The organism is Flavobacterium sp. Root186 (genome assembly GCF_001428525.1).
Lineage (GTDB): Bacteria > Bacteroidota > Bacteroidia > Flavobacteriales > Flavobacteriaceae > Flavobacterium.
On sequence record NZ_LMHW01000017.1, the window covers coordinates 15782 to 41106 of the forward strand.

At 32.1% G+C, this 25325-nt stretch carries 25 protein-coding genes; 14 read left to right on the plus strand and 11 right to left on the minus strand.

The features are described from left to right. Positions 1-234 precede the first annotated feature (234 nt). The 9 genes from lon to rpsA all read left to right on the plus strand — a co-directional run bounded on the left by lon (position 235) and on the right by rpsA (position 11384). Positions 235-2688, plus strand: coding sequence for an endopeptidase La (gene lon, locus ASD98_RS22250; RefSeq protein ID WP_056209037.1), 2454 nt, complete (start codon positions 235-237; stop codon positions 2686-2688). Positions 2689-2864: 176 nt separating this feature from the next. Beyond that, positions 2865-3884 carry a type IX secretion system protein PorQ gene (gene porQ / locus ASD98_RS22255; RefSeq protein WP_056209040.1) on the plus strand — a complete coding sequence of 340 codons (1020 nt, stop codon included), beginning with the start codon at positions 2865-2867 and terminating at the stop codon, positions 3882-3884. A gap of 5 nt (positions 3885-3889) precedes the next feature. Continuing rightward, entirely contained in the window at positions 3890-4492 is a 603-nt protein-coding gene (locus ASD98_RS22260; RefSeq protein WP_056209042.1) for a murein L,D-transpeptidase catalytic domain-containing protein, read from the plus strand. Between the two features lie 243 nt (positions 4493-4735). Beyond that, positions 4736-5428 carry a (d)CMP kinase gene (cmk, locus tag ASD98_RS22265; RefSeq protein WP_056209045.1) on the plus strand — a complete coding sequence of 231 codons (693 nt, stop codon included), beginning with the start codon at positions 4736-4738 and terminating at the stop codon, positions 5426-5428. A gap of 69 nt (positions 5429-5497) precedes the next feature. Next, a complete protein-coding gene (locus ASD98_RS22270; protein WP_056209048.1) occupies positions 5498-6874 on the plus strand; it encodes a nucleoside permease in 1377 nt (458 codons plus the stop codon). Positions 6875-7027: 153 nt separating this feature from the next. Next, positions 7028-8272 (plus strand): M48 family metallopeptidase, encoded by a 1245-nt coding sequence (locus tag ASD98_RS22275; RefSeq protein ID WP_128414879.1) that lies wholly within the window; start codon positions 7028-7030, stop codon positions 8270-8272. A 46-nt stretch (positions 8273-8318) separates the two neighbouring features. Beyond that, complete coding sequence (locus ASD98_RS22280) at positions 8319-8675, plus strand: hypothetical protein (RefSeq protein ID WP_056209053.1); 357 nt, start codon at positions 8319-8321, stop codon at positions 8673-8675. Further along, on the plus strand, positions 8675-9196 hold the full coding sequence (locus ASD98_RS22285) for a hypothetical protein (protein WP_056209056.1): 522 nt from the start codon (positions 8675-8677) through the stop codon (positions 9194-9196). Before ASD98_RS22280 ends, ASD98_RS22285 begins: the two co-directional genes overlap by 1 nt. 409 nt (positions 9197-9605) lie before the next feature. Next, a complete protein-coding gene (gene rpsA / locus ASD98_RS22290; RefSeq protein ID WP_056209059.1) occupies positions 9606-11384 on the plus strand; it encodes a 30S ribosomal protein S1 in 1779 nt (592 codons plus the stop codon). 111 nt (positions 11385-11495) lie between these two features. On the opposite strand, the gene ASD98_RS22295 is transcribed toward rpsA, so the two are convergent. From ASD98_RS22295 to ASD98_RS22305, 3 genes are read right to left on the minus strand one after another with little or no spacing between them, the layout of a single operon-like run. Then, entirely contained in the window at positions 11496-12026 is a 531-nt protein-coding gene (locus ASD98_RS22295; RefSeq protein WP_056209063.1) for a biopolymer transporter ExbD, read from the minus strand. A gap of 11 nt (positions 12027-12037) precedes the next feature. Beyond that, positions 12038-12574: a biopolymer transporter ExbD gene (locus ASD98_RS22300; protein ID WP_056209065.1), complete on the minus strand. Its 537-nt coding sequence runs from the start codon at positions 12572-12574 to the stop codon at positions 12038-12040. 25 nt (positions 12575-12599) lie between these two features. Further along, positions 12600-13130: a biopolymer transporter ExbD gene (locus tag ASD98_RS22305; RefSeq protein ID WP_056209068.1), complete on the minus strand. Its 531-nt coding sequence runs from the start codon at positions 13128-13130 to the stop codon at positions 12600-12602. A 208-nt stretch (positions 13131-13338) separates the two neighbouring features. On the opposite strand from ASD98_RS22305, the gene ASD98_RS22310 reads away from it, so the two are divergent. Continuing rightward, positions 13339-13893 carry a fasciclin domain-containing protein gene (locus tag ASD98_RS22310; RefSeq protein ID WP_056209070.1) on the plus strand — a complete coding sequence of 185 codons (555 nt, stop codon included), beginning with the start codon at positions 13339-13341 and terminating at the stop codon, positions 13891-13893. 62 nt (positions 13894-13955) lie between these two features. Here the strand turns inward: ASD98_RS22310 and ASD98_RS22315 are convergent, their stop codons facing one another. The 8 genes from ASD98_RS22315 to ASD98_RS22350 all read right to left on the minus strand — a co-directional run bounded on the left by ASD98_RS22315 (position 13956) and on the right by ASD98_RS22350 (position 22308). After that, positions 13956-14801, minus strand: a complete 846-nt coding sequence (locus ASD98_RS22315; RefSeq protein ID WP_056209073.1) for a DMT family transporter — start codon at positions 14799-14801, stop codon at positions 13956-13958. Positions 14802-14868: 67 nt separating this feature from the next. Beyond that, a complete protein-coding gene (locus ASD98_RS22320; protein WP_056209078.1) occupies positions 14869-15009 on the minus strand; it encodes a hypothetical protein in 141 nt (46 codons plus the stop codon). An 80-nt stretch (positions 15010-15089) separates the two neighbouring features. Beyond that, a complete protein-coding gene (locus ASD98_RS22325) occupies positions 15090-16532 on the minus strand; it encodes a serine hydrolase (RefSeq protein ID WP_082577918.1) in 1443 nt (480 codons plus the stop codon). An 87-nt stretch (positions 16533-16619) separates the two neighbouring features. Then, on the minus strand, positions 16620-18446 hold the full coding sequence (locus ASD98_RS22330; protein WP_056209082.1) for a M56 family metallopeptidase: 1827 nt from the start codon (positions 18444-18446) through the stop codon (positions 16620-16622). Positions 18447-18467: 21 nt separating this feature from the next. Continuing rightward, positions 18468-18836, minus strand: coding sequence for a BlaI/MecI/CopY family transcriptional regulator (locus tag ASD98_RS22335; protein WP_056209086.1), 369 nt, complete (start codon positions 18834-18836; stop codon positions 18468-18470). Positions 18837-18865: 29 nt separating this feature from the next. Beyond that, on the minus strand, positions 18866-20521 hold the full coding sequence (locus ASD98_RS22340) for a M56 family metallopeptidase (protein WP_056209088.1): 1656 nt from the start codon (positions 20519-20521) through the stop codon (positions 18866-18868). Positions 20522-20554: 33 nt separating this feature from the next. After that, positions 20555-20923, minus strand: coding sequence for a BlaI/MecI/CopY family transcriptional regulator (locus tag ASD98_RS22345; protein WP_056209090.1), 369 nt, complete (start codon positions 20921-20923; stop codon positions 20555-20557). 167 nt (positions 20924-21090) lie between these two features. Beyond that, on the minus strand, positions 21091-22308 hold the full coding sequence (locus ASD98_RS22350) for an MFS transporter (protein ID WP_056209093.1): 1218 nt from the start codon (positions 22306-22308) through the stop codon (positions 21091-21093). Positions 22309-22406: 98 nt separating this feature from the next. Between ASD98_RS22350 and ASD98_RS22355 the strand changes: the two genes are divergently transcribed. The 4 genes from ASD98_RS22355 (at position 22407) to ASD98_RS22370 (ending at position 25299) form a co-directional block, all read left to right on the plus strand. Beyond that, a complete protein-coding gene (locus ASD98_RS22355; protein ID WP_056209095.1) occupies positions 22407-23006 on the plus strand; it encodes a DUF1684 domain-containing protein in 600 nt (199 codons plus the stop codon). After that, positions 23006-23656: a TatD family hydrolase gene (locus tag ASD98_RS22360; protein WP_056209098.1), complete on the plus strand. Its 651-nt coding sequence runs from the start codon at positions 23006-23008 to the stop codon at positions 23654-23656. Before ASD98_RS22355 ends, ASD98_RS22360 begins: the two co-directional genes overlap by 1 nt. Positions 23657-23839: 183 nt before the next feature. Further along, a complete protein-coding gene (locus ASD98_RS22365) occupies positions 23840-24556 on the plus strand; it encodes a ThiF family adenylyltransferase (protein ID WP_056209101.1) in 717 nt (238 codons plus the stop codon). Between the two features lie 80 nt (positions 24557-24636). Next, a complete protein-coding gene (locus ASD98_RS22370) occupies positions 24637-25299 on the plus strand; it encodes an HAD family phosphatase (RefSeq protein ID WP_056209103.1) in 663 nt (220 codons plus the stop codon). Positions 25300-25325: the final 26 nt, after the last annotated feature.

Sequence of the window (25325 nt, forward strand, 5' to 3'; positions counted from 1 at the left end):
TGACTTTGCTTTTTTTAGTTTGTTACAGTTTTTATAAAATTAATTTTATTTTTTTTAGAAATAAATTAGGGGCTAAAACTAAATTTCAAACCTAACTATTTTGCATTTGGCATAATGATTGTCTATTTTTATGGCCTATCTTGTAAATGAAACACTTAATAGAAACTACAACTTTTAAGGCCATATTTACAAATAGTATTAAACTTTTAATGACAAAACGACTTATATATTATTATGTCAAATCATAAAATACTCACTATTGACAATCTGTCACTTCAAGAATTTGATTCAGAAGCAGAATTAATTCCATTATTAACTCCAGAGGACGAAGAGGAAATGAACAATGAAGAACTTCCTGTTTCTCTGCCAATTTTACCTTTACGAAATACAGTTTTATTCCCGGGAGTTGTGATTCCAATTTCTGCAGGACGAGATAAATCAATTAAATTAATTAATGATGCCAATGCCGGTGGAAAAATTATTGGGGTTGTTTCTCAAATTAATGAAGAAGACGAAGATCCGTCAAAAGACGATATTCATAAAATAGGAACTGTTGCACGTATTTTGCGTGTTTTAAAGATGCCTGACGGAAATGTAACCGTTATTTTACAAGGAAAAAAACGTTTTGAAATTGACGAAGTTGTTTCAGAAGATCCTTATATGACGGCTACTATTAAAGAAGTGTCAGAAGAACGTCCTGATGAAAATGACAGTGAATTTACTGCTATTTTAGATTCAGTAAAAGAACTGGCAATTCAGATCATTAAAGAAAGTCCAAACATTCCATCTGAAGCTACATTTGCAATTAAAAACATTGAAAGCCAATCGTTTTTAATCAATTTTGTTTCTTCAAACATGAATTTATCAGTAAAAGAAAAACAAGGTCTTTTATCAATAAATGGTTTAAAAGAGCGTGCTTTAGAAACTTTGCGTTATATGAATGTTGAGCTTCAAAAACTAGAATTGAAGAATGACATTCAGTCAAAAGTTCGTTTTGATTTAGATCAGCAGCAGCGCGAATATTTCCTTCATCAGCAAATGAAAACCATTCAGGAAGAATTGGGTGGTGTTTCGCAAGAGGAAGAAATGGACGAAATGGGGCTGAAAGCGAAAACAAAAAAATGGGACGAAAAAACGCAGAAACATTTCGAAAAAGAATTATCTAAAATGCGCAGAATGAATCCGCAGTCGCCAGATTTCGGAATTCAGCGTAATTATTTAGAGTTGTTTTTAGAATTGCCTTGGGGTGAATATTCTAAAGATAAATTTGATTTAAAATTTGCTCAAAAAATATTAGACAAAGATCATTTTGGTCTTGATGAAGTAAAGAAAAGAATGATTGAACATTTGGCAGTTTTAAAATTGCGAAATGACATGAAATCGCCAATTATATGTTTAACAGGGCCTCCTGGAGTTGGTAAAACTTCTATAGGACGTTCTGTGGCAGAAGCTTTAGGACGTGAATATGTTCGAATTTCTTTAGGAGGATTACGCGACGAAGCAGAGATTCGCGGACATAGAAAAACATATATCGGAGCAATGCCGGGGCGTATCATTCAAAGTTTGAAAAAAGCAGGAACTTCAAATCCGGTTTTTATTTTAGATGAGATTGATAAATTATCAAACGGAAACAGCGGCGATCCCTCTTCGGCATTATTAGAAGTTTTAGACCCGGAACAAAACAATGCTTTTTATGATAATTTCCTTGAAATGGGTTATGACTTATCTAAAGTAATGTTTATTGCGACATCAAACAATATGGCTGCAATACAGCCTGCTTTGCGTGACAGAATGGAAGTTATCAAAATGTCAGGTTATACTATCGAAGAAAAAGTTGAAATTGCAAAAAGACACCTTTTTCCAAAACAGTTAGAAGCACACGGATTAACTGCCAAAGATTTGACTATTGGAAAAAAACAATTAGAAAAAATTGTTGAAGGATACACAAGAGAATCTGGTGTTCGTAATTTAGAAACAAAAATTGCCCAAGTAATTCGTAATGCAGCAAAAGCCGTTGCGATGGAAGAGGAGTACAATAAAAAAGTTACAGACGAAGATATTGTAAAAGTTTTAGGAGTTCCAAGATTAGAGCGTGATAAATACGAAAATAATGATGTTGCAGGAGTTGTTACAGGTCTTGCATGGACAAGCGTTGGAGGAGATATTCTATTTATAGAATCATTAATTTCTGAAGGAAAAGGTGCTTTGACTATTACCGGAAACCTTGGAAATGTGATGAAAGAGTCAGCTACAATTGCTTTAGAATATATAAAAGCAAATGCTAAAAAGTTAGGGTTAGGAATTGAATTATTTCAAAAATATAACATTCACCTGCACGTTCCGGAAGGAGCAACGCCAAAAGACGGGCCAAGCGCAGGTATTGCAATGCTTACTTCTTTAGTTTCATTATTGACACAAAAGAAGGTTAAGAAAAGCCTTGCCATGACTGGAGAAATCACTTTACGTGGAAAAGTTTTGCCTGTTGGCGGAATTAAAGAAAAAATCCTAGCTGCAAAAAGAGCAGGAATTAAAGAAATCATTCTTTGTCACGAAAACAAAAGCGATATTGACGAAATTAAAGCTGAATATTTAGAAGGTCTTACTTTTCATTATGTAAAAGAAATGAGTGAAGTTCTGGCTTTAGCTTTGACAGATCAAAATGTAAAGAATGCTAAAACATTGAAATAAATTCAGGTTTTAAATTTCAATTTTAAAAAAATCCAAATTCCAAATTTCAAACTATGATGGTTTGGAATTTGGATTTTTTTTATTGGAATTTATTTAGAGTTTAATTTTATTTTTGGTGTTATATAATTTTATATTTGTATTTGCGTTATTCCCATATAGGAACGCCACAAAAGCAAATGCCAAAACACTATGTTTTATTTTTAATGTTACTACTTTGTTCGGTTTCGTTCGGGCAAATTGGAGGGCGTTACACCTATCAATTTCTAAATTTAACAGCATCTCCGCGTCAGGCAGCGCTAGGTGGAAAAGTGATTACGATATATGACGAAGATGTTAACCAGGCTATGTCCAACCCAGCCGTTTTAAACGCAGATATGGACAACCACTTAGCTTTGAATTATGGAAATTATTATGGAGAAGCTTCTTATGGAAGTGCTTCCTATGCTTATACTTACGACCGTCATGTGCAGACTTTCTATGCCGGAGTTAATTACATAAACTACGGATCTTTTGAAGGTTACGACGAAAACGGTCAGGCTACATCAGATTTTACAGGAAATGAAGGTGCATTGTCATTTGGATATGCTTATAATGTTCCTTTTACAGATCTTCATATTGGAGCTAGTGCGAAGTTAATAACTTCGACATTAGAAAGTTATAATTCGATTGGAGGTGCAGTAGATATAGGTTTATTATATATTGATGAAAAAAATGATTTAAATTATGCGCTGGTATTTCGTAATATAGGTACACAATTTAGAACGTATTCCGGAATACAGGAAAATTTGCCGTTTGAAATCTCTGCTGGAATTTCGCAGGAATTAGAGCATGTTCCTATTCGCTGGCATCTTACTTTAGAGAATTTGCAGCAATGGAATATCTCTTTTTCGAATCCCGTTCGCGGAGAAACCAATATTGATGGATCAACTAGCGGTGAGAAAGTTTCATTTGTAAATAATGCCTTGAGGCATGTTATTTTTGGTGTAGAGCTCTTCCCTAAAAAAGCAGTAAATCTGCGTTTAGGCTATAATTTTAGAAGAGGAGAAGAATTACGTGTCGAAGAACAGCGTAATTTTTCGGGAATTTCATTAGGTTTTGGATTAAAGATGAATAAGTTAAAGTTTAACTATTCGTACTCTAGATATACATTGGCAGGAAATACAAGTCTTTTTGGTTTAATTCTAAATCTTCAGTAATTTATATGAAATTATTCAGTTTATTTTTGTTTATGACTGTAGGCGTTTTTACGGGATCAAAACACTACTTCAAAGAAGAATCTTCTATAACCAGTTTAGAAATCGAAAGAATCAACAGCAGGGTAGGCGAAATTAGAAGCATGATGAATATCGATCACAAATACAATTCTAAAATTGCATTTTTAGTTGATATGAAAGTACCTTCAGGAAAAAATCGTTTTTTTGTTTATGATTTAGAGAAAAATGAAATTATCGATCAAGGTCTTGTAGCGCACGGTTCTGGTTCTGAAACAGGTATTAACGGAATGCTTAAATTTAGTAATGAGCCTAACTCAAACTGCACAGCACTTGGCAGATATGCAATAGGCAAAAATTACAAAGGCATTTTCGGGAAAGCATATAGATTAATGGGGTTAGATGAAACTAATGATAATGCTTTAAAAAGAGCGATTGTATTACACTCTTATTCTGCAGTTCCTGCCGAAGAACAAAACTATTACATCAGCCGCAGTAAAGGATGCCCGATGGTTAGTGAGCAATTTTTTAAACGTATAGAAAAGATAATTGATAGTTCTAAATCGAACATTCTTTTAGATATTTATTATTAAAAAATATTATTTACAAGCATCTCAACAATACACTATTATTAAGGAAAGCAATATAACTTTCTTTAATAATAGTTTTTTTTTGAATAAGATAACAGATATTAAAAACGTTACAAATTGATATTGTTATTGCTGTTTGAAGCATTCAACTTACAGAGAAAGATGTTACATTTGCAGTTATATTTTTTGACTGTTTGATAGTCACATATCGTATTATTTAGAGAATAAAAATTAAAACATAAAAAATTGAAAAAAATTACAATTGCTATCGACGGGTTTTCATCAACAGGGAAAAGTACTTTAGCAAAACAATTGGCAAAAGAACTTGAATATATATATGTTGATACTGGCGCAATGTATCGTGCCGTGGCCTATTTTGCGATGAAGAATAAGTTTATAGGAACTGATTTTTTTAATAAAGAAACTTTGATTCAGACGTTACCAAATATTCAGTTAGAATTTAGATTTAATGCTGATGTAGGTTTTGCAGAAATGTATTTGAATGGCGAAAACGTTGAAAAACAAATTAGAACTATTGAGGTTTCTAATTATGTAAGCAAAGTAGCCGAAGTTTCTGAAGTGCGTGCTAAATTGGTTGAGCAGCAACAAGAAATGGGTACCAATAAAGCAATTGTAATGGATGGCAGAGATATTGGAACTGTAGTTTTTCCAAATGCCGAACTTAAAATATTTATGACTGCCAGTGCCGAGACCCGTGCGCAGAGACGTTTTGATGAATTGCAGCAAAAAGGAGATAATGTATCTTACGAAGATGTTTTAAAAAATGTTATGGAAAGAGATTACATAGATACACACCGCGAAGATTCTCCTCTGGTAATTGCAGATGATGCGATTGAGATTGATAATTCTTACTTAAATAAAGAAGAACAATTTACGGCTGTTTTAGAATTAGTAAATGATGTTGTTAAAATAGATTAATTTTTTGTAGATATTATTTTTAATGGTAGTTTTACGACTTCATTTTTATTAAAAAGACAATTTCATTATATGGGAATTAAAAATAGGTTAATCGTAATGAGCTTTCTTCAGTTTTTTGTTTGGGGAGCCTGGCTTATTACAATTGGAAATTATTGGTTTGGAACCAAAAATTGGGAAGGAACTCAATTTGGTTTAGTATTTGGAACCATGGGAATTGCTTCTTTATTCATGCCTACATTAACCGGGATTATTGCCGACAGATGGGTAAATGCTGAAAAACTTTATGGTTTTTTACATATTGCTTATGCGGTAGTTTTGTTTGGAATTGCACAGGTTACTACACCGGATACTTTTATTGCTGTAATGCTGATTGCTATGTGCTGCTATATGCCAACAATTGCTTTAAGTAATTCTATTTCTTATACTTCGCTAAAGCTTAATAATAAGAATATTGTAAAAGATTTTCCGCCAATTCGTGTTTGGGGAACAATAGGTTTTATTGTTGCTATGTGGATCACAAATTTGAGTGGCAGTAAAGCAACTGAATATCAGTTTTATATTGCTGGAATTGGTGCTTTAATTCTTGGGGTTTATGCGTTTACATTGCCAAAATGTGAGCCACAACGTTTGACAAAAGAAAACGCTTCAGTCGTTGAAACATTAGGTCTTGAAGCTTTTAAATTATTTGGAAACTACAAAATGGCATTGTTTTTTGTATTCTCTATGTTTTTAGGAGGAGCTTTGCAATTGACAAACGCTTATGGAGATGTATTTTTAGATGAATTCAAACATTTTCCAAAATATGCAGATTCTTTCGTAATTAAATATTCGACTATTATTATGTCGATTTCTCAGGTTTCTGAAACCTTATTTATTTTAGCGATTCCGTTTTTCTTAAGACGTTTTGGAATCAAGCAAGTTATGCTGATTTCTATGTTGGCTTGGGTATTGCGTTTCGGGTTATTTGCTTTTGGAGATCCTGTTGGCGGATTATGGATGATTATTATGTCTTGTATTGTTTACGGAATGGCATTTGACTTCTTTAATATTTCAGGGTCATTATTCGTAGAAAGCAATACCGATTCTAAAATTCGTTCATCAGCACAAGGATTATTTATGATGATGACTAATGGGGTAGGAGCTGTTTTAGGAAGTTTAACTTCTGGCTGGGCAATTGATCGTTTTTTTACTAAATCATTTCATAATACGATTGAGTTGTCTGGGTTTCTGCAAACTGAAACTACAAATCCTAAAATGTTAGAATTTGTAAAGAGTCAGGGAAATTCGGTTTCTGCAGAAGGAATTTTCAGTAATCCAATTTTAATGAAAGACTGGCATACGATCTGGTTATCATTTGCAGCTTATGCGTTGGTTATTGCGATTGCTTTTGCTGTTCTATTTAAACACAAACATGATCCGAAAGAATTAGAGAATTTGAGTCATTAAATATTATAAAACTTTATTCAAGTTTTGAACTTTAATAATGAGGAATTATATAAGTAAGCCCGACAGTTTTTTTAACCTGTCGGGTTTGTTGTTTTACAGAATATTCTGTTTTAAATAAAAGCCATAACTTAGTACTTCATTTTTAAGACTTTAATGATGCTGAAACTTAAATTATTTGTTTTGCTTTTGATTGGAATTTCTGGTTTTGCCCAGACGAAAGCCTTGTATAATCAAAGTGTTGAAGCTTATAAAAACAAAGATTATGTTTTGTTTTTAAAATTAGCGAAAGAGCTTGATAGTATTCGGCCAACGCATCCTGCATATACTTATAATTTGGCATCAGCTTATTCTTTAAATAGTAAAAGTGAAGAGGCTTTATCGGTTTTAAAAAAGATTGTTCTGGCAAATAATAGTATTGCTTTTGAAGATGATGCTGATTTTGAATCTATTAAAAATGGGAAAAATTTTAAAAATTTACTGGAATTAAAAGTTTTACAATCAAAAACAATTGAAACTTCTGTTGAGAAAATAAGGCTTTCTGAAAAAGATCTTCATCCGGAAGGGTTGCTTTATTTACAGAAACAAAAACTCTGGCTGTCATCAAGTATTCGGAATAAAAAGATTGTTTCTTCTGATGAAAATGGTAAATGTTCAGATTGGTTTACAGATTGTTTGTATTCAGTTTTTGCTTTAAAGGCAGATTCGAAGGAAAAATATTTATGGGTTGCCTGCTCTGCGATTACTGAAATGAAAGGTTTTGCTAAAGAAATGGATGGAAAAAGCGAAATTTTTAAAATTGAAATTGCCACTAAAAAATTGGTCAAACGTTATACTATTGATGGGAATCATGTTTTTGGAGATTTAATTGTAACCAAAAATAATGATGTCTATATTTCAGATAGTGCTGAACCGATTCTTTATAAAATTGAAAAAGAGAATTTAGTTGTTTGGAAAGATTTAAGAAAAGAAGCTTTTAATCTGCAGGGAATCGCTTTGAATACAAATGAATCAAAATTGTTTGCAGCTGATTATTTGAAAGGAATTATTTCAATTGATGTAAAGTCGCAAAAAGGAAACTGGCTGGATTTTCCGGAAGAAGCTTCTAGAAAAGGAATTGACGGATTGGTTTTTTATAAGAATTCGTTAATTGCGATTCAAAATGGAGTAGTGCCAATTCGGATTGTACGTTATAATTTGAATGAAACTGAAACTAAAATAACTGATTTTAAGGTTTTAGATAATAATAGAAAGGAATTTAATGAACCCGCATTAGCAACTTTGGTTAAAAACAAAATGTATTTTTTTGCTAATTCGCCTTGGAAATTTTATGATAAAGATTTTCAATTAGATGAAAGTAAATTTGAAAATCCGAAGTTATTTGAACTTAATTTAGATTGATATTATTCTTTTTAAAAGTTATTTTTGATTTAAAAGTTTTAAGATTATGACTAGACAAATTTTAGGAATTATTTTTGGTTACGCCATTTTTGTGATTAGTTCTGTGCTTTTATTTAAATTCTCAGAAGTGAATCCACATGAAGAGGCTTCGAAGTTATTTATGGCTTTGACATTTGTTTACGGAACTGTTTTTTCGTTCATCAGCGGACTTGTGACTCAATTGATTGCAAAAACTAAAAACCTGAAAGTCAATTATGTGCTATTTATTATTTTGGCTGGTTTTGCGACTTTTTCGCTTTTTAAATCAGGTGGTAGTTCCTGGACGCAATTGTTGGCCATTTTTGTTTTTGCGCCAGTTTCGATTTTGGGAGGATTGTTTTGGATTAAAAGAAGTAGAGAATAATGAGGTTTGAATTGGCTTTTGATAAAGATATTTACAACAAGCAAATGGATTTGTTGTTTGATTTGGCTTGGAAAAGAAAAATATCATACTATAAGAATTCACAATATTTCGGTGCACTTTTAATATTTGTTGGAGGCGTGATGATTTGTAATCGACCAAATCTATTTGGTTTTGGTCTGCTTATTTTAGGTTTATCAAATTTGCTTCCTTTTGTCTATTATTACTTTAAAATAAAAGCAAGTTATAAAAAGTTTGATGTTGCTAAAATTAAAGAAGTTGAAATTAATAATGATTTTAAAAATTTTGTTTTCGACTTCACAGATAAGTCATTAATTACTAGTGACGGCAATCATTTTAGAAGTATTGATTGGAAAGATTTCAAAAAATATTTAATTGAAGAAAAGAATTTGATTTTAATCACTAAAGATTATCATCCTTATATATTGGCAGAAATTGAAGTTGGTGAAGAAAATTTTCAGAGAATAATTTCTTTTATTGAAGAGAAAATTAAAACAACATAAGGTCTTTGTCTAAGTTTTAAATTTTGACAAAGATAGTTGCGCATAGTAAACTGACAGGATTTAAAAGGCTGTTTTTTATTCTTAACTTGAATAAAAGGTTCTTAAAAACTGATATCGGTTCTTATCTAGCCCCGATAGAACGGATATCCTTTTATGGTGGGGTTCACCATAAAAGATAGGAGTGAAAGCGGGACTAAAGGTCTTGAAAAACCCGAAATCGTCTGCTCCTGAACAATTGCCTGATAATCATTTAGAATTGTTTTGCTATTACAAATATTTGTAGTAATTTTGCAAACCTTTTGGCAAAGAAGAGTTTCCTTTAGGTATCAACTATTTATGTAAAACAACTTCTGTTTTTTCTACTGCTTTATGAAACTCGAGGAAAACAGAATACAAATTTTTTATCAGCATGTCTGAACAATTAAAATCACAAGAAGAGTTTTTAGCAAATTTTAACTGGCATAACTTCCAAGAAGGAATTGATGCAGTAGATGAGAAAAACTTACAAGAATTCGAAGAACTAGTTTCAAAAACTTTTATCGCTACAGATCAAGAAGAAGTAGTTGAAGGTGTAGTTGTTAGAATTACAGATAGAGACGTTATCGTTGATATCAACGCAAAATCGGAAGGTGTTATTTCTTTAAACGAATTCCGTTACAACCCGAACTTAAAAGTTGGTGACAAAGTAGAAGTATTAATCGACATCCGTGAGGACAAAACAGGTCAATTAGTATTATCTCACAGAAAAGCACGTACTATTAAATCATGGGATAGAGTTATTTCTGCAAACGAAACAGGAGAAATCGTTAATGGTTTTGTAAAATGCAGAACTAAAGGTGGTATGATCGTTGACGTTTTTGGAATTGAAGCTTTCTTACCTGGTTCTCAAATTGATGTTAAGCCAATTAGAGACTACGATGTATATGTAAACAAAATGATGGAATTCAAAGTGGTAAAAATTAACCACGAATTCAAAAACGTTGTTGTATCTCATAAAGCGCTTATTGAAGCTGATATCGAAGTACAGAAAAAAGAAATCATCGGTCAATTACAAAAAGGACAAGTATTAGAAGGTGTTGTTAAAAACATTACTTCTTATGGTGTGTTTATTGACTTAGGTGGTGTTGATGGATTAATTCACATTACTGACCTTTCTTGGAGCAGAATCAACCACCCAAGTGAAGTTCTTGAATTAGACCAAAAATTAAACGTTGTAATCCTTGATTTCGATGATGAGAAAACAAGAATTCAATTAGGATTGAAACAATTAAACGCTCACCCATGGGATGCTTTAGATGCTAATTTAACTATTGGTGATAAAGTAAAAGGTAAAGTAGTTGTAATCGCTGATTACGGTGCTTTCATCGAAGTTGCTGAAGGTGTTGAAGGTTTAATCCACGTTTCTGAAATGTCATGGTCAACTCATTTACGTTCTGCTCAGGATTTCGTAAAAGTTGGAGATGTTGTTGAGGCTGTTATCTTAACTTTAGATAGAGATGACCGTAAAATGTCATTAGGTATCAAACAATTGACTCAAGATCCATGGACTGACATTACTTCTAAATACCCAGTAGGTTCTAAACATACAGGTATCGTTAGAAACTTTACAAACTTTGGTATTTTCGTAGAATTAGAAGAAGGAATTGATGGATTAATTTACATCTCTGACTTATCTTGGACTAAGAAAATCAAACACCCATCTGAATTTGTAAATGTTGGTGAGAAACTTGATGTAGTGGTATTAGAATTAGATGTTGAAGGACGTAAATTATCTTTAGGTCACAAACAAACTACTGCTAATCCTTGGGATCAATACGAAGATTCTTTCGCTGTAGGAACTATCCACAATGGTGAGATTTCTGAAATCGTTGACAAAGGAGCTACTGTAGAATTCGGAGATGATATCGTTGCTTTCATTCCAACTCGTCACCTTGAAAAAGAAGACGGAAAGAAATTGAAAAAAGGTGATACTGCTGATTTCAAAGTAATTGAATTCAATAAAGAATTCAAAAGAGTAGTTGCTTCTCACACTGCTATCTTCCGTGAAGAAGAAGAGAAAAACGTGAAAGCTGCAACTGAAAATACTTCATCTGCATCTACTACTAATGCACCAGCTGCAACTTTAGGAGATAACAATGATGTATTAGCTGCATTAAAAGCTAAAATGGAAAAAACTGAGAAAAAATAATTCTTAGTTTTATATAAATAGAAAGTCCCACATTACTGTGGGACTTTTTTGTATGTGTTTTTTTAAGGTTTTATTTGTTTCAGGTTTCAGGTTTTTACAGAATTATAAACTTTATTTAATTGCTAATAATTTTGTTTCTTCCAGAGTATAATAATCCACAATTGCATAAGAGTTTATTCCCGTTATTTTTATCTCATCAAGAATATCAACTAAGTTGCCATAATTAGAGTTTTTGCTTGGTTTAATAATAACTGTAACACCAATTTCCGGCCTTCCCATACTGGCTGAATATTCATGGACTTTTTTATTTATAGATATTAATTCCTTTCTTATTCCTTCTTTTCCATATTGCACCTCTTTAGGGTTTTGGATAGGAGAGTATAATAAACCCATATATGTAATCATTTTATTATTATCATCCAATAAGACAGTTAGAATACGGTTTTCATCTGGTTTGTTACATTCAGGTTCAGGACCACAACCTCCGCGATATCCATATTCATATTCCATCATTTTCGGCTTCGCTAACTCAATTGTCACCATAAAAAATATAATCAGCAAAAATGAAACGCTGACCATTGCAGTTAAATCCACTTTTATGCTTAATTTTTTACTTCTGATTTTTTTAGGGAGATTTTCCATAATTAGAGTATTTATTTAGAAGCTAATAATTTTGATTCTTCTGGAGTGTATTCAGGCACGATTGCGTAGGTGTCAATTTTTGCAATTGCCATTTCATCTAAAATATCGACCAAATTCTTGAAATTACATTTTTTACTTGGCTTTATAATTACGATGGGACCATATTTTGGTTTTCCTATTGCAGCAGAATGTTCTCGAATTGTGTTGCTTTTTTCAAGTAGTATTTTACGAATTCCGTTATTCCCATAACTTACTTTTTTTGGATCTTCTAAAGGATTAAATAAAAGGCCTGAATAAGTAATTATTTTATTATTATCATCTAATAAAACGGTTATAATACGACGTGTATCGGTGCCACAAGTTATAACACAGTCAAATTTATCATCGCAGTGCCTTTCCGGCATACTTAAATCCAATGCTTTTGGCTTAGACAATTCACCAACAAGCATAAAAAAGATAATTAGTAAAAATGAAACACTGACCATTGCAGTCAAATCAACTCTTGAATTTAACTTTTTGCTTCTTATTTTCTGAGGAAGATTTTTCATAGATCTAGATTTAAGTTAAAAAGAATTAATTTGAAGCCAATAATTTAGATTCTTCTGGAGTAAACTCAGGTATGATTGCATAGGTTTCAATATTAGCAATTGCCATTTCATCTAAAATATCAATCAAATTTTTAAAGTTAGATTTTTTACTAGGTTTTATAATGACAGTAATTCCTCTTCCGGGTTTTCCTAAAGCTGCTGAATATTCGAGCACACTTTTATTTCTTTTTAGCAATTCCTGACGAATTCCCTCTTTACCGTATTTAATTTCTTTTGGAGAAACTATCGGAGAACTCAAAATGCCCATGTAATATATCAATTTGTTATTTTCACCTAACACTATAGTTATTGATCTGTTTTCTCCATAATGAGGTGGAGGACACTCACAACAACCTCTTCTGTCTTCTGCGTTATAATATTCCATGACTCTTGGTTTAGACAATTCACCAACGAGTATAAAGAATATAATCAGCAAAAAAGAAACGCTGACCATTGCAGTTAAATCTACTCGTGAGCTCAATTTTTTACTTCTTACTTTTTTAGGTAAATTTTGCATAATGAATTGTTTTATTTCTAAAAATAATAATTAAATGTTAATAAAATTAATTTTTTATTGATTTTTTTTTGATAACAATCTAATGATTTATAGGCTATAGCAATAAATTTTATGCCTATTTCAATTTGAATTTTGATAAAATAAATTTTTGATCAAAACCAAAACGAATATATCAACGTAAATGAGCTTATAACTTAAAATATAAATTATGAAAACTAGAAAATTTTTAGCCGCCGCCATTTTAGCCTTATCATTCGGATTTACATCTTTTGCTCAAAAATCAGTAATGGTAGGCGGTGCGGCGATGTATCCAAACAAAAATATTATCGAGAATGCCGTTAATTCAAAAGATCATACCACTCTTGTTGCTGCTGTAAAAGCTGCAGGATTAGTTGAAACATTGCAAAGTGCAGGACCATTTACTGTTTTTGCTCCAACAAATGCTGCTTTTGATAAATTGCCAAAGGGAACTGTTGAGTCATTATTAAAACCTGAAAATTTAAAAACACTGCAAACGATCTTGACCTATCATGTTGTTGCAGGAAAAATGAATGCGCCTGATATTGCAGAAGCTATAAAAGCAGGAAACGGAAAAGCTACTCTTAAAACAGTAAGCGGCGGGACTCTTACGGCTTGGATGAAAGGAAAAGATTTGTATGTTACTGACGAAAATGGTAATAAATCTAAAGTAACAATTGCAGACGTGAACCAATCAAATGGAGTGATTCATGTTGTTGATGCTGTATTACTGCCTAAAAAATAATTAAAGACCTCCAAAAATAGAATGCCTACAATGAAGAAGCCTTGCAGATATGCAGGGCTTTTTTATTTCTTCGCGGTCAAGGTACTTCCAGCAGACGCAATTACAACACACAATACGGCTAATATTTCATAAAAGCTTAAGTTTTCCTGTAGAAAGATAAATCCGCAAATAGAAGCAGCTGCAGGCTCTAAACTCATTAAAATACTAAATGTACGCGGAGGAAGCTGACCTAAAGCTTTCATTTCTAAAGTAAACGGAATTGCACTAGATAAAAGAGCAAGCGCAACACCCATTCCGAAAAGTTTTGGAGTTAAGTTCACTAATCCATTTTCAAGGAATCCGAAAGGCAAAATCAGGATTGCAGCAAATAACATTCCGGTTGAAACGGCCTGACCTCCATTCATTATTTTTGAAATTTTCCCACCTAAAACTATGTATGCCGCCCAAAGCGCACCGGCCAAGAGAGCGAATACAACTCCTAAAACATCTAAACGAGCATTTGTCCATGGAGCAATTAAAACAATTCCCATTGCGGCCAGTAAAACCCAACAATAATCGATTAAACGTTTTGAGCCTATAATAGCAACCAATAGTGGTCCCATAAACTCTAAAGTTACAGCCAGACCAATTGGAATTCTTTCAATAGCAAAATAAAAAATCAAATTCATTGCACCTAATGACAAACCATACGGGATTACAATTTTCCATTGCGCAGGAGTTATTGCTTTTAAATTTGGTCTGTAGGCCAATAATAAAATTAATGCCGAAACACCAATACGTATAGATGCCGTTCCCGCAGCTCCAATTGCAGGAAAAAGTGTTTTTGCAATCGCAGCCCCGCATTGTACACTTATAATTGCCAATAAAACTGCCGGAACAGGAGGAAGGTTAAATTCTTTATTTTTCATAAATATAATATTGCAGAAAATAAAATCAATTATTTCTGCTGTCTAAAACAAAAGTATTTTTAATTGATTATCCTAAAGCTCGTTTAGTAACATATGCGCGATAGCCAATGATCGCCATTTGCCATTTTTTTGCTTTTGAAATATCCAGACCTTGTTTAGTAAAACTAGGCAGTAGAATTTTATTTAGTTTGGCTAAAATTTTATACATGGCAGATTTGTTTTTTCAAAGATATAAAAAAAGACTTTGTTACTCACAAAGTCTTTTTTAGCTTCAAAACATTAATTAATTTATTCGATCTTCAGGATCAGGTTTTTGTTTTCTCCTTCTTCAGTATTTAAAGCATTTTTTGGCGTTTTTGCCCAGCCTGTTTTGTTTATCACAAATTTGAACATTTGGGTTTTATCTTTTTCGAACTGACTTTTCGGAACCGTAAGTTCAAACGTGTTTTTATTTTTTCGAATCATTTGATACTTATTATCATTTGGGTTCCAATTGTTAAAAGTTCCGGCAATTGAAACACTTTTTACTAAATCAGTATTAAGCGATTTATAATGCTCATAAGTGAAAATTACATTGTCTTTCGTTAATGTGTAACCATACAATTCTTTTTTGTTTTCTGGTTTAGAAATCAAATCTTCAGATAATTTTACAATTGCATTTCCTAGTGCATTTCCTGTGTTTTCATTACTGATGTTTACAATAATAGAAATTCCTAAACCAATTTCAGGATAAACTAAAAACATATTTTGTGTTCCAAAAGCTCCTCCATGTTTCCAGCAGTTTCTGCCAAAATTGTCAACTTCAATTCCATCCCAAAAATAACCATTCCAGCTTGTATCAGAATTTAAAAGATTTCTTTGAGATTCTGCCACAATTTTATTTTTTGTACTTAACTCATATGCATGGAATTTGAGTAAATCACTTAAAGTAGATTTTAAATATCCGGCAGCACCCCACAAATTATCTGAAATATTTGGCATTAATTTTTTGCCATTATACCCATTAGCAATAAGAACAGATTTATCTAAAGTTAGATAAGTTGAATTCATGTTTAATTTTGAAAGAATATTTTCCTTCAATAACGTTTCATAATTTTTATGATAAACATTCTCTAAAATGTGTGCAGCTAATTGTAGACTACCGTTACTGTATTTAAACTTTGTTCCCGGCAGCGTATCTAATTTCATAGTTTTTAAATCTTCGAAGAATTTGGTTCTTGAATATTCATCATCTGTTTTTTTGAAAGCGATATAGCTGCTGTCTGTCTGCTTTTTTCTTAATTCTGAAGTATCAGGTAAATCTTTATTGAAGCCGGTTCTAAACGAAACTAAATCCTTAATTTTTATTGGAGTTCCATTATATTCTAAATTTGGATAAGGACCTGTCAAATATTTTCGAATATCATCTTCAGGATTTATTTTTCCTTCGACAACTGCCTGAGCAACTAATAATCCAGTGAATAATTTGGTTATCGAAGCTACTTCAAAAACGGTATTGTTATTGGCTTGATTTTCTTTTCCTTTGTCTATTTCTCCGTAATGTTTTGTATACGTTTTACCATCTTTTATAACTCCTATAGACACTGAATTTGCTTTAGAATTTTCGAGTAAAACTTTAGCATTCTTGTCCATGAAGGCTAGAATTTCTTTTTCTGTAAATGAACTTGATTTTTGTTGCGCAAAGCAGGAAATAAACAATAGTATAAATAAAACTGAAAATGCTTTTTTCATTTTTGATTATTTTTAATGTATTCGATATTTAATTATATTAAAAAACCAGTGTTTTGTACACTGGTTTTCAATCTATTGAAGGGATCTTTAAGACTTTTTATTGTTCTCTTTTTCCCATTTTTTCAATTCTTTTTCACGTTGTTTCATGTCTTTTTCAAACTGCTTCATATCTTTTTCATGTTGTTTCATGTCAAACTGATGCTGTCTCATATCATTTTCATACTGCTTTACGCTTCTTTCATATTCTTTAGAATCTCTGCCATATTTAATTTCTACATCCTGACTGAATTTATCCATATCAAAATTGAATTTCTCCATTGCAATTTCGTACTTCTCCATTTGTTTCTCAAAAATGGCTTCTCGCTGAGCCATAATAGCATCAACTTGTTTTTCGTAAGCAGAAAGATCTGGTTCAAAAGCTTCCATCTTTTTTTCAAACTCAGCCATTTCTTTTTCAAATTTAGCCCAGGCCACTTTATCTTTTGGACTTGCCGGAGCAACTGGTGGTTTTGGCATTTTAGACATATCAATAGCTGGTGCTGGAGGCATTGGTCCCGCAGGAAAAACCGGAGCCATTGGAGCAACTGGAGCTGTAGGAGGAACCGGTGAAGAACGATCTTCCGGAGTAACATCAGATTCGAAGTTTCTTACTACAACATCACGATTTTGAATTACTACCGGATGATCTATTTGATCATCAGTAACCAAGCTTACGCTTTTTGTGCCTTCGTCATCTTTATCAATTACAATACTACAGTCTTTTAAGGCTTTAGTACTGTTCATTTCAATAACCTGCACTTTACCACTTTCTTTAATAACTCTAATTTTAATAGCTATTAGTTCATTTTCACTGTTTCTCTTAACATTAGAAATTTCCAAATCAACATTATGTTCCGATTTTAGTTTTGCACTTAAATCTTTTAATTCCTGATCTGTAGTTGATTTTGTGATTTTATAAACTTCTCCATCTTGAATTATAGAGGCCAAAGCAGCCTTTTCGGTCTTTTCTTTAAGTTCTTTTTTCTCCTGCGCAATTGTTTTAATTTGGAACAAGAGAACAAATGCTCCAAGTGCTGGAATTACAGCGTAATATTTCCAGTAATTCCATTTTTTTGATTGATTTTTGTTTAACATAACAATTCGTTTTTTGATTAATGATTGGTAAAAATGATTGGTGATGGCAACACAAGTTTCGTGTGTTGTAATTTTTAAAAGCGTGTATTGATACGCTTTTTTGTCTGATATTTTTTTGGACGCTTCATTATCTGCAATGAATTCTAAATTTTGAAGAATTGCTTTTTTATAAAGCCAGATAATTGGATTGAACCAAAACAAGATGCAGAAAATCCTCGAAATTATCACATCGACTGTATGATGTTGGTCGCTGTGCACTTTTTCATGCTCTAAAATACTTTCTAATTCTGATTCGCTGTACATTGATGAGTTGTAAACGATATAATCAAAATAAGAAAATGGAGCAATATTTTCTTTAACATCTACAAATTTAAAATCGGCCTGCTGTTCTACCTTTTTTCCTTTTAAAACCGAATTCAGACTATAAAAATCTATTCCGAATTTTATCATAAAAGCAGCAAATCCAAGTGCGTAAATACCTAATGAAACCAGATTCCAGTTTATTTCAAAAGATTCTTCTTCGGCAATTTGCGGGTGATAATTTGGAGTGTAGTGATAGTTCGCGGCTGGCGCATAATCAACTGGAACGGGAACCGGATCAATCCAAACTACTTTTGTGTAAACAACAAACGGCAAAACAATTGATGTTATTAAACCGGCAAGTAAAAACCATCTGCTGCTATTGAAGAAAGTTTCTTTTCGCAGTAAAAAAAAGTATGCAAAATAAAACAAAGCGATTAAACCACTTGATTTGACGATAAAAATGAAAAGTGCTTCCATGATGATTTATTTTTTCTTCGTTTACTTTTTTTCGTTTGGACTTTCAATCATAGCCAGGATTTCGCGTAATTCATCTGCCGAGATTTTTTCTTCTTTGGCAAAAAACGAAACCATATTTTTATAAGAACTGTTGAAATAATTATCAATGGCTGTATTCATGTACTTTTTGCTGTAAGCTTCAAGAGTTACGGCCGGATAATATTGATGTGTGTTTCCAAAAGCATTATGCGCCACAAAACCTTTTTCTTCAAGATTACGAACTATAGTTGAAAGTGTATTATAATGCGGCTGATCTTCCGTAATTTCTGCCTGAATCTCTTTTACAAATGCTTTTTTGAGCTTCCATAAAATGTGCATTATTTCTTCTTCTTTGTTGGTTAGTTTTTGCATTTTCAGATTTTTAAAAAATTAGAAACGTATTAATGTTTTGTTTCTATCTCAATTACACCATTTGAACCTTTTTCTCCATATTTAGTCACTGCGTGTATTCCTTTATAGACATTTACAGATTTAATGTCTTTTGGATCAATACCTTCATAATCAAAACCACTTGGCATTTCCTTTCCATCAACAATTAAAAGTTGAAATCCTTGTTTGACATTAGTTTTTGCAGGATTCGAAACTGTAATGGTCGAACCGTCAGTAGCTGTAATTACCTTAGTGTTAGTACTGTTATCAGTATCAATTGTTACAGTAGTACTAACATTTGTGTTAGTATTGCTATTAGTTTTTGTACTAGTATTAGAATTATCGTTAACATTGGTGTCAATTTTAGTGGTTAGTTTTTTGCTGATTACAGTTTTAGAATCTGCAGCAGTTTTAGTATTATCGATGTCAGCGGCATCTATAAAACTTACTTTTTTACTAACTACAACTTTAGCATTTGCTTCGTCATCAGTTTGAATGCCAACGTTTTTATGGCCTTTTTCATCTGTTATAACAATTACTCCAAAATCTTTAATAATATGATCTCCGCCAACCTGAATAGATTGTGCTTGCTGTTTTCCATTTTTAATATCAACTTTGATTGAAGTTAAAAAGTTATCTGTATTTCTTTTTACATCAGAAACTTCAAAATCAACATTGTGATGTTTTTTTAAATTTTCTTTAATTTTTTCCAATTCAGCATCTGTAGAGCTTTTCTTGATTTTGTAAACATCTACAGATTTAATTTCTCCCGAAACTTCTTTTACAATTTGTTGTTTTTCTTTTGCAACTACTTCAACCTGAAATAGCAAAACAAAGGCTCCAAGAGCAGGAATTACAACATAATACTTCCAGGAATTTCTTCTTTTTGATTGATTTTTGTTTAACATGACAATTCGTTTTTTGATTAATGATTGATAAAAATGATTGGTAATGGCAACACAGCTTTTGTGTGTTGTTATTTTTAAAAGCGTGTATTGGTACGCTTTTTTATCTGATAATTTTTTAGCAGCTTCTTTATCGGCAATAAATTCTAAATTCTGGATAATTGCTTTTTTATAAAGCCATATAATAGGATTGAACCAAAAAAGCATACAAAAAGCTCTTGATATTAAAACATCAACTGTATGATTTTGATCGCTGTGCACTTTTTCATGTTCAATTATGTTTTCTAATTCTGTTGGCGTATACATTGATGAGTTGTATACGATATATTCGAAATAAGAAAAAGGGGGAATATTTTCGTTTGTATCAATAAATTTGAAATCAGCCTGCTGATGTACTTTTTTTCCTTTTAAAATATAATTTAAACTGTAAAAATCCATGGCGAATTTTATCAGGAAAACTAAAAACCCGATGCAATAAATAGATAGTATAACATAAATCCAGTTTATTTCAAAAGCTTTATTTTCAGTATTTTGAATAAGATTTGCATCTGAAAAACTTAAGTTTGGAATAGGAGTAGGGTTTACCCAAACAACTTTAGTGTAAACTATAGATGGAAGTAGAACTGAAGTAATTAAACCAGTAAGTAAAAACCATCTGTTACTAGTAAAAAAAGTTTCTTTTCGAAGTAAAAAATAATAGGCACAGTAAAATAATGCCACTAAGCCAGCCGATTTTGCGATATAAACAAATATTGATTCCATAACTATCATTTTTCTTCGTCTATTTTTTTACTGTTATTTATTGTCTTTTGGATTTTCGATCATTGCCAGAATTTCGCGCAATTCATCTGCAGAAATTTTTTCTTCTTTGGCAAAAAACGAAACCATGTTTTTATAAGAGCTGTTGAAATAATTATCAATAGCCGTTTTCATATATTTTTTACTGTACGCTTCGAGAGTTACTATTGGATAATATTGATGTGTATTTCCAAAAGCATTGTGTGCCACAAAACCTTTTTCTTCCAGATTTCTAACAATTGTCGAAAGTGTATTATAATGCGGCTGGTCTTCCGTTATCTCTGCCTGAATTTCTTTTACGAATGCTTTTTTAAGCTTCCATAAAATCTGCATTATCTCTTCTTCTTTATTGGTTAACTTTTGCATGTTTTCTAATTTTAATTCAAACCTACAACTATTTTTTTAGTTACGCAACTATAAATATAGTTATTTAACTAAAAATTTCGTTTAAAGCTGAATTAAAAGCATAGAAAAGCTATTCAAAATCAAAGTTAATGATTTGAATTATAATGATTTATGTGTAAAAGTTAAAATTATTTATTTTTCTCCAGAAGTAAAGCTTTTCTAATCCAAAGGCAGCAAAGCGTAGCCAAGATTCCGATAGAAGCCATAAAAAGCCAGTTTTGTTGATAACCAAAATGATCAGCAATTCCAAAACCTAGCATAGTGCTAAAAATATGTGCTAAACTAAAACTCATGGTATACAAAGCCATATAACGCCCTTCCTGACCACGAGGCGCACGGCTTAAAGCAAATGCATTCGAAAAAGGGAAGGTTAGAATTTCTCCAATCGAAATACAAATCATGCTGATAACCAGGATTCCGGCCCAAACATTAATTAATAATAAAAAGAAACTCAATGCCATTACAAATGATCCTATAATGATGATTTTGATTTTTGGAAAACCTTTTCTTTCCATAAAACCAACCGTTGGCATTTCTAAAGCAAAAATCAAAAGCCCGTTTAAAGTCATTAAAAGTCCGGTTTGAAATTCATTTAAACCATATTGTTTATGATGATATAAAGGTAAAGTAGTGAAAAGCTGAAAGAAAATAATAGCCGTAATAAAACTCACAAATAAGAAAACCCAGAATATCTTATCATGAAATACAGATTTTACATTTGTTACACTTTCGGTTTTATCACCATGATCGACTTTTTTCTTTTCCTTAACTAATAAAGCAAAAATTGATATCGAAATAATACACGAAGCTCCATCAACCCAAAACAAACCAGAATAGCCCATTCCCATAATAATCAAGCCTCCGAGGGCAGGCCCAGCAGCAAAGCCTAAATTTACAGCAAGACGAACAAGAGTTAAGGCACGCGTTCTGTTTTCTGGTTTTGCATAAGCGCCCAAGGACACAAACATTGCAGGACGAAACATATCGGCAATTGTCATTAATACAAACATTGCAATACAAAGCCCCCAGAAAGATGTAATATATTGAACAAAGAAAAGTGATACTCCGCTGGTAAATAAACTAAAAACCATTATTTTATAAAACCCTATTTTATCAGAAAGTTTCCCTCCAAGCCAGGAACCTAGCATAGAACCTAAACCAAATGAAACCATGATCCAGCTTACCTGATCTAAAGAAAAGTCTAAATCTTCATTTAAATATTTTGATAAAAAAGGCAGCACCATTGTACCTGCACGATTTATGAAAGTGATTAATGTAAGTATCCAAATTTCTCTTGTAAATCCTCTAAAATTATTCAAGTAATGGTTTGCGGCAGTTTTGAGCATTATAATTATTGTATTTGCCACAAAGTTAGGAAACTTTGTCACGTACAACGGTTGTTGCTTTGTTACTTTTAAACTATTTTTGCATAAAATTTCCAAAGATGAAAAATTCTATTGCCCTTATTTTGCTTCTGGCTTTTAGTTTTGGCTTCAGCCAAAGTAAATTTAGCAAGAGTGAAGCTGAAAAATTCCAAAAGCAAATCAACTCAGAATATGCTGATGCTAAGACAAGTCCGTTAATGGAAGAAGATTTAAAGACTTTTAAAACTTTAGATTTTTACCCAATTAATGGAAAGTATTTTGTGAATGCAAAATTTGAAAAATCGGACAACGAAAAAGTTTTCGAAATGAAAACTACAGGAACAAGAACACCGCAATATATTAAATACGGAACTTTATCCTTTACTTTAAATGGTGTTCCTATGAAGTTGAACGTTTACAGAAACATAGAACTTTCTAAACAAAAAGAATACAAAGACCATTTATTTCTTCCTTTTTCAGATTTAACCTGTGGTAAAGAAAGTTATATTGGCGGAAGATATATCGATTTAAAAATCCCTAAAGGAAAAACAATTGCAGTAGATTTCAATCAGGCATACAACCCGTATTGTGCTTATAATCATAAATATTCTTGCCCGCTTGTTCCGTTAGAGAATGATTTAAAAGTAGAAATCAAAGCCGGAGTGAAAACATTTCATTAATGGAATTCTTTAATTTTCATACCCATCAATTTACAAATCAATCTAATGTATTAGAATTGGTTAATCAATATCCGCAGGAATTTGATGTATCGATTCCGTTTTATTCTATCGGAATTCATCCATGGCATATTAAGAAAAATGAAATTGATTTAGAATTGAAAATTATTGAAGATAAACTGCAAAACGAAAATTGTTTAGCAATAGGCGAATGCGGTTTAGACAAACGAATTGAAATTCCGTTAGAACAGCAGATTGTGGTTTTTGAAAAACAATTGGCTTTAGCTGAAAAATATAAAAAACCAGTCGTGATTCATTGCGTTGCCGCTTTTCAGGAAGTGACAGCGATTAAAAAGAAATTAAAAATTTCTGTTCCGATGATTATTCACGGTTTTTCCAAAAATAATCAGTTGGCAGAACAATTAATTAAAGATGGATTTTATATTTCTTTCGGAAAATATTTATTGAGAAATGCCAATTTAAAAACCGTTTTTCAGAATATTCCAAACGATCGTTTTTTTCTGGAAACCGATACGATTGAAGAGAATATTAAGCAGGTTTACGATTTAGCATCAGAATATAAAAATACTACAATCAGAGAATTACAGGGTATTATCTCAAGTAATTTTGCAGAAGTATTTGTGAGAAAGTGATTAGTAATTAGTGAAAAGTAAATAGTAAAAAGTGAAATAAGTTTGTCACCCTGAGCGAAGTCGAAGGGCACTCCAATTAGGCGTGGGCTTCGACTTCGCTCAGCCTCACAGCAGAGAACTTGAAACCTGAAACCTGAAACTTGAAACAAAAAAAATAAAAACTAAAAAAACAAAATAGAATATATGGCAGAGTGGACAGAAAGAGCCGAGCTTTTATTTACAAAGGAAGGATTAGAAAATTTGCGTAATGCAAATGTATTAGTAGTAGGTTTAGGCGGTGTTGGATCGTTTGCAGCTGAATTTTTAGCAAGAGCAGGAGTGGGAAACATGACAATTGTTGACGGAGATGTTGTAGATATTACAAACATTAACAGACAATTACCGGCTTTGCATTCTACAGTTGGAGAAGCAAAAATTAAAATTGTAGGCGATCGTTTAATAGATATTAATCCTGAATTGAAACTAACTCGTGTTCAGGAATTTTTATCTCCGGAAAGAGCTTTTGAAATCGTTTCTCCGGAATTTGATTATGTTTTGGACTGCATCGATAGTATTACTCCAAAACTGAATTTAATTATTGCAGCAAAACGTAAAAGAGTAAAAATCATCAGCAGTATGGGAGCAGGAGGAAAGATGCTGGCTTCTAAAGTAAAAGTGGGTGATATTTCTAAAACTATAAACTGTTATTTCTCAAAAGCAATCCGTAAGAGATTAAAAGCCGTAAAAATCAACAAACTAAAAGTTGTTTTTTCATCTGAAATCCAAAACGAAAAGAGTTTAAAATTAACCGACGGAAAAAACTTCAAAAAATCTTTCTACGGAACAAACAGCTACATGCCAGGATTATTTGGTCTTCACGCTGCAGAAACTGTAATTCGTTATTTACTTAAAAAAGAGTAGGCAGTCACAGTTTTCAGTCTCAGTTCACAGAGAAAAACCTTTGCACCTTTGTCCCTCAGAACCTTAGCACCTTAAAAAAAATGATTAAAACAGTAATTTTTGATATGGACGGCGTAATTGTAGATACAGAACCCGTTCATCGTTATGCCTACTACAAACAGTTTTCAGAATTAAATATTGAAGTTCCTGAGGAAATGTATACTTCATTTACCGGATTTTCGACGAAAAATACTTTTCAGAGTTTAAAAGGATTTTTTCCAACAATTGAGCACGAAGTAGAAGATTTGATTCAAAGAAAAAGAAACATTTTTAATGATGCTTTTGATACTAAGGAAGATCTGTATCTTTTAGATGGCGTTGAAGATTTAATTAAGGACATTTACGCAAGCGGAATTCAGTTAATTTTAGCTTCTTCAGCTTCAAAAGTTACTATTGAAAGAGTGTTTACAAGATTTAACCTGCATCAGTATTTTCCTCATATTGTAAGTGGAGAAGATTTTCCACAGTCTAAACCAAATCCGGCTATTTTTATTCATGCAGCTTCCTTGTCCATTGCGCCAAAAGAGGAATGCATTATTATTGAAGACAGTACAAATGGTGTAAAAGCGGCAAAAGCTGCCGGAATTTACTGTGTGGGTTATAATAGTGTTCATTCTAACCTGCAGGATTTAGCAGAAGCGGATATTGTTATCAATCATTTTAGCGAATTAAATGCACAAAAAATATCACAGCTTAAGGCTTGAATTATGTAAAATTTAACATTTGTTAG

Coding starts and splice junctions, on each gene's coding strand:
- lon (WP_056209037.1), top strand. CDS start 235: ATGTCAAATCATAAAATACTCACTATTGACAATCTGTCACTTCAAGAA.
- porQ (WP_056209040.1), top strand. CDS start 2,865: ATGCCAAAACACTATGTTTTATTTTTAATGTTACTACTTTGTTCGGTT.
- ASD98_RS22260 (WP_056209042.1), top strand. CDS start 3,890: ATGAAATTATTCAGTTTATTTTTGTTTATGACTGTAGGCGTTTTTACG.
- ASD98_RS22270 (WP_056209048.1), top strand. CDS start 5,498: ATGGGAATTAAAAATAGGTTAATCGTAATGAGCTTTCTTCAGTTTTTT.
- ASD98_RS22275 (WP_128414879.1), top strand. CDS start 7,028: ATGATGCTGAAACTTAAATTATTTGTTTTGCTTTTGATTGGAATTTCT.
- ASD98_RS22280 (WP_056209053.1), top strand. CDS start 8,319: ATGACTAGACAAATTTTAGGAATTATTTTTGGTTACGCCATTTTTGTG.
- ASD98_RS22285 (WP_056209056.1), top strand. CDS start 8,675: ATGAGGTTTGAATTGGCTTTTGATAAAGATATTTACAACAAGCAAATG.
- rpsA (WP_056209059.1), top strand. CDS start 9,606: ATGTCTGAACAATTAAAATCACAAGAAGAGTTTTTAGCAAATTTTAAC.
- ASD98_RS22295 (WP_056209063.1), bottom strand. CDS start 12,026: ATGGAAAATCTCCCTAAAAAAATCAGAAGTAAAAAATTAAGCATAAAA.
- ASD98_RS22300 (WP_056209065.1), bottom strand. CDS start 12,574: ATGAAAAATCTTCCTCAGAAAATAAGAAGCAAAAAGTTAAATTCAAGA.
- ASD98_RS22305 (WP_056209068.1), bottom strand. CDS start 13,130: ATGCAAAATTTACCTAAAAAAGTAAGAAGTAAAAAATTGAGCTCACGA.
- ASD98_RS22310 (WP_056209070.1), top strand. CDS start 13,339: ATGAAAACTAGAAAATTTTTAGCCGCCGCCATTTTAGCCTTATCATTC.
- ASD98_RS22315 (WP_056209073.1), bottom strand. CDS start 14,801: ATGAAAAATAAAGAATTTAACCTTCCTCCTGTTCCGGCAGTTTTATTG.
- ASD98_RS22320 (WP_056209078.1), bottom strand. CDS start 15,009: ATGTATAAAATTTTAGCCAAACTAAATAAAATTCTACTGCCTAGTTTT.
- ASD98_RS22325 (WP_082577918.1), bottom strand. CDS start 16,532: ATGAAAAAAGCATTTTCAGTTTTATTTATACTATTGTTTATTTCCTGC.
- ASD98_RS22330 (WP_056209082.1), bottom strand. CDS start 18,446: ATGGAAGCACTTTTCATTTTTATCGTCAAATCAAGTGGTTTAATCGCT.
- ASD98_RS22335 (WP_056209086.1), bottom strand. CDS start 18,836: ATGCAAAAACTAACCAACAAAGAAGAAGAAATAATGCACATTTTATGG.
- ASD98_RS22340 (WP_056209088.1), bottom strand. CDS start 20,521: ATGGAATCAATATTTGTTTATATCGCAAAATCGGCTGGCTTAGTGGCA.
- ASD98_RS22345 (WP_056209090.1), bottom strand. CDS start 20,923: ATGCAAAAGTTAACCAATAAAGAAGAAGAGATAATGCAGATTTTATGG.
- ASD98_RS22350 (WP_056209093.1), bottom strand. CDS start 22,308: ATGCTCAAAACTGCCGCAAACCATTACTTGAATAATTTTAGAGGATTT.
- ASD98_RS22355 (WP_056209095.1), top strand. CDS start 22,407: ATGAAAAATTCTATTGCCCTTATTTTGCTTCTGGCTTTTAGTTTTGGC.
- ASD98_RS22360 (WP_056209098.1), top strand. CDS start 23,006: ATGGAATTCTTTAATTTTCATACCCATCAATTTACAAATCAATCTAAT.
- ASD98_RS22365 (WP_056209101.1), top strand. CDS start 23,840: ATGGCAGAGTGGACAGAAAGAGCCGAGCTTTTATTTACAAAGGAAGGA.
- ASD98_RS22370 (WP_056209103.1), top strand. CDS start 24,637: ATGATTAAAACAGTAATTTTTGATATGGACGGCGTAATTGTAGATACA.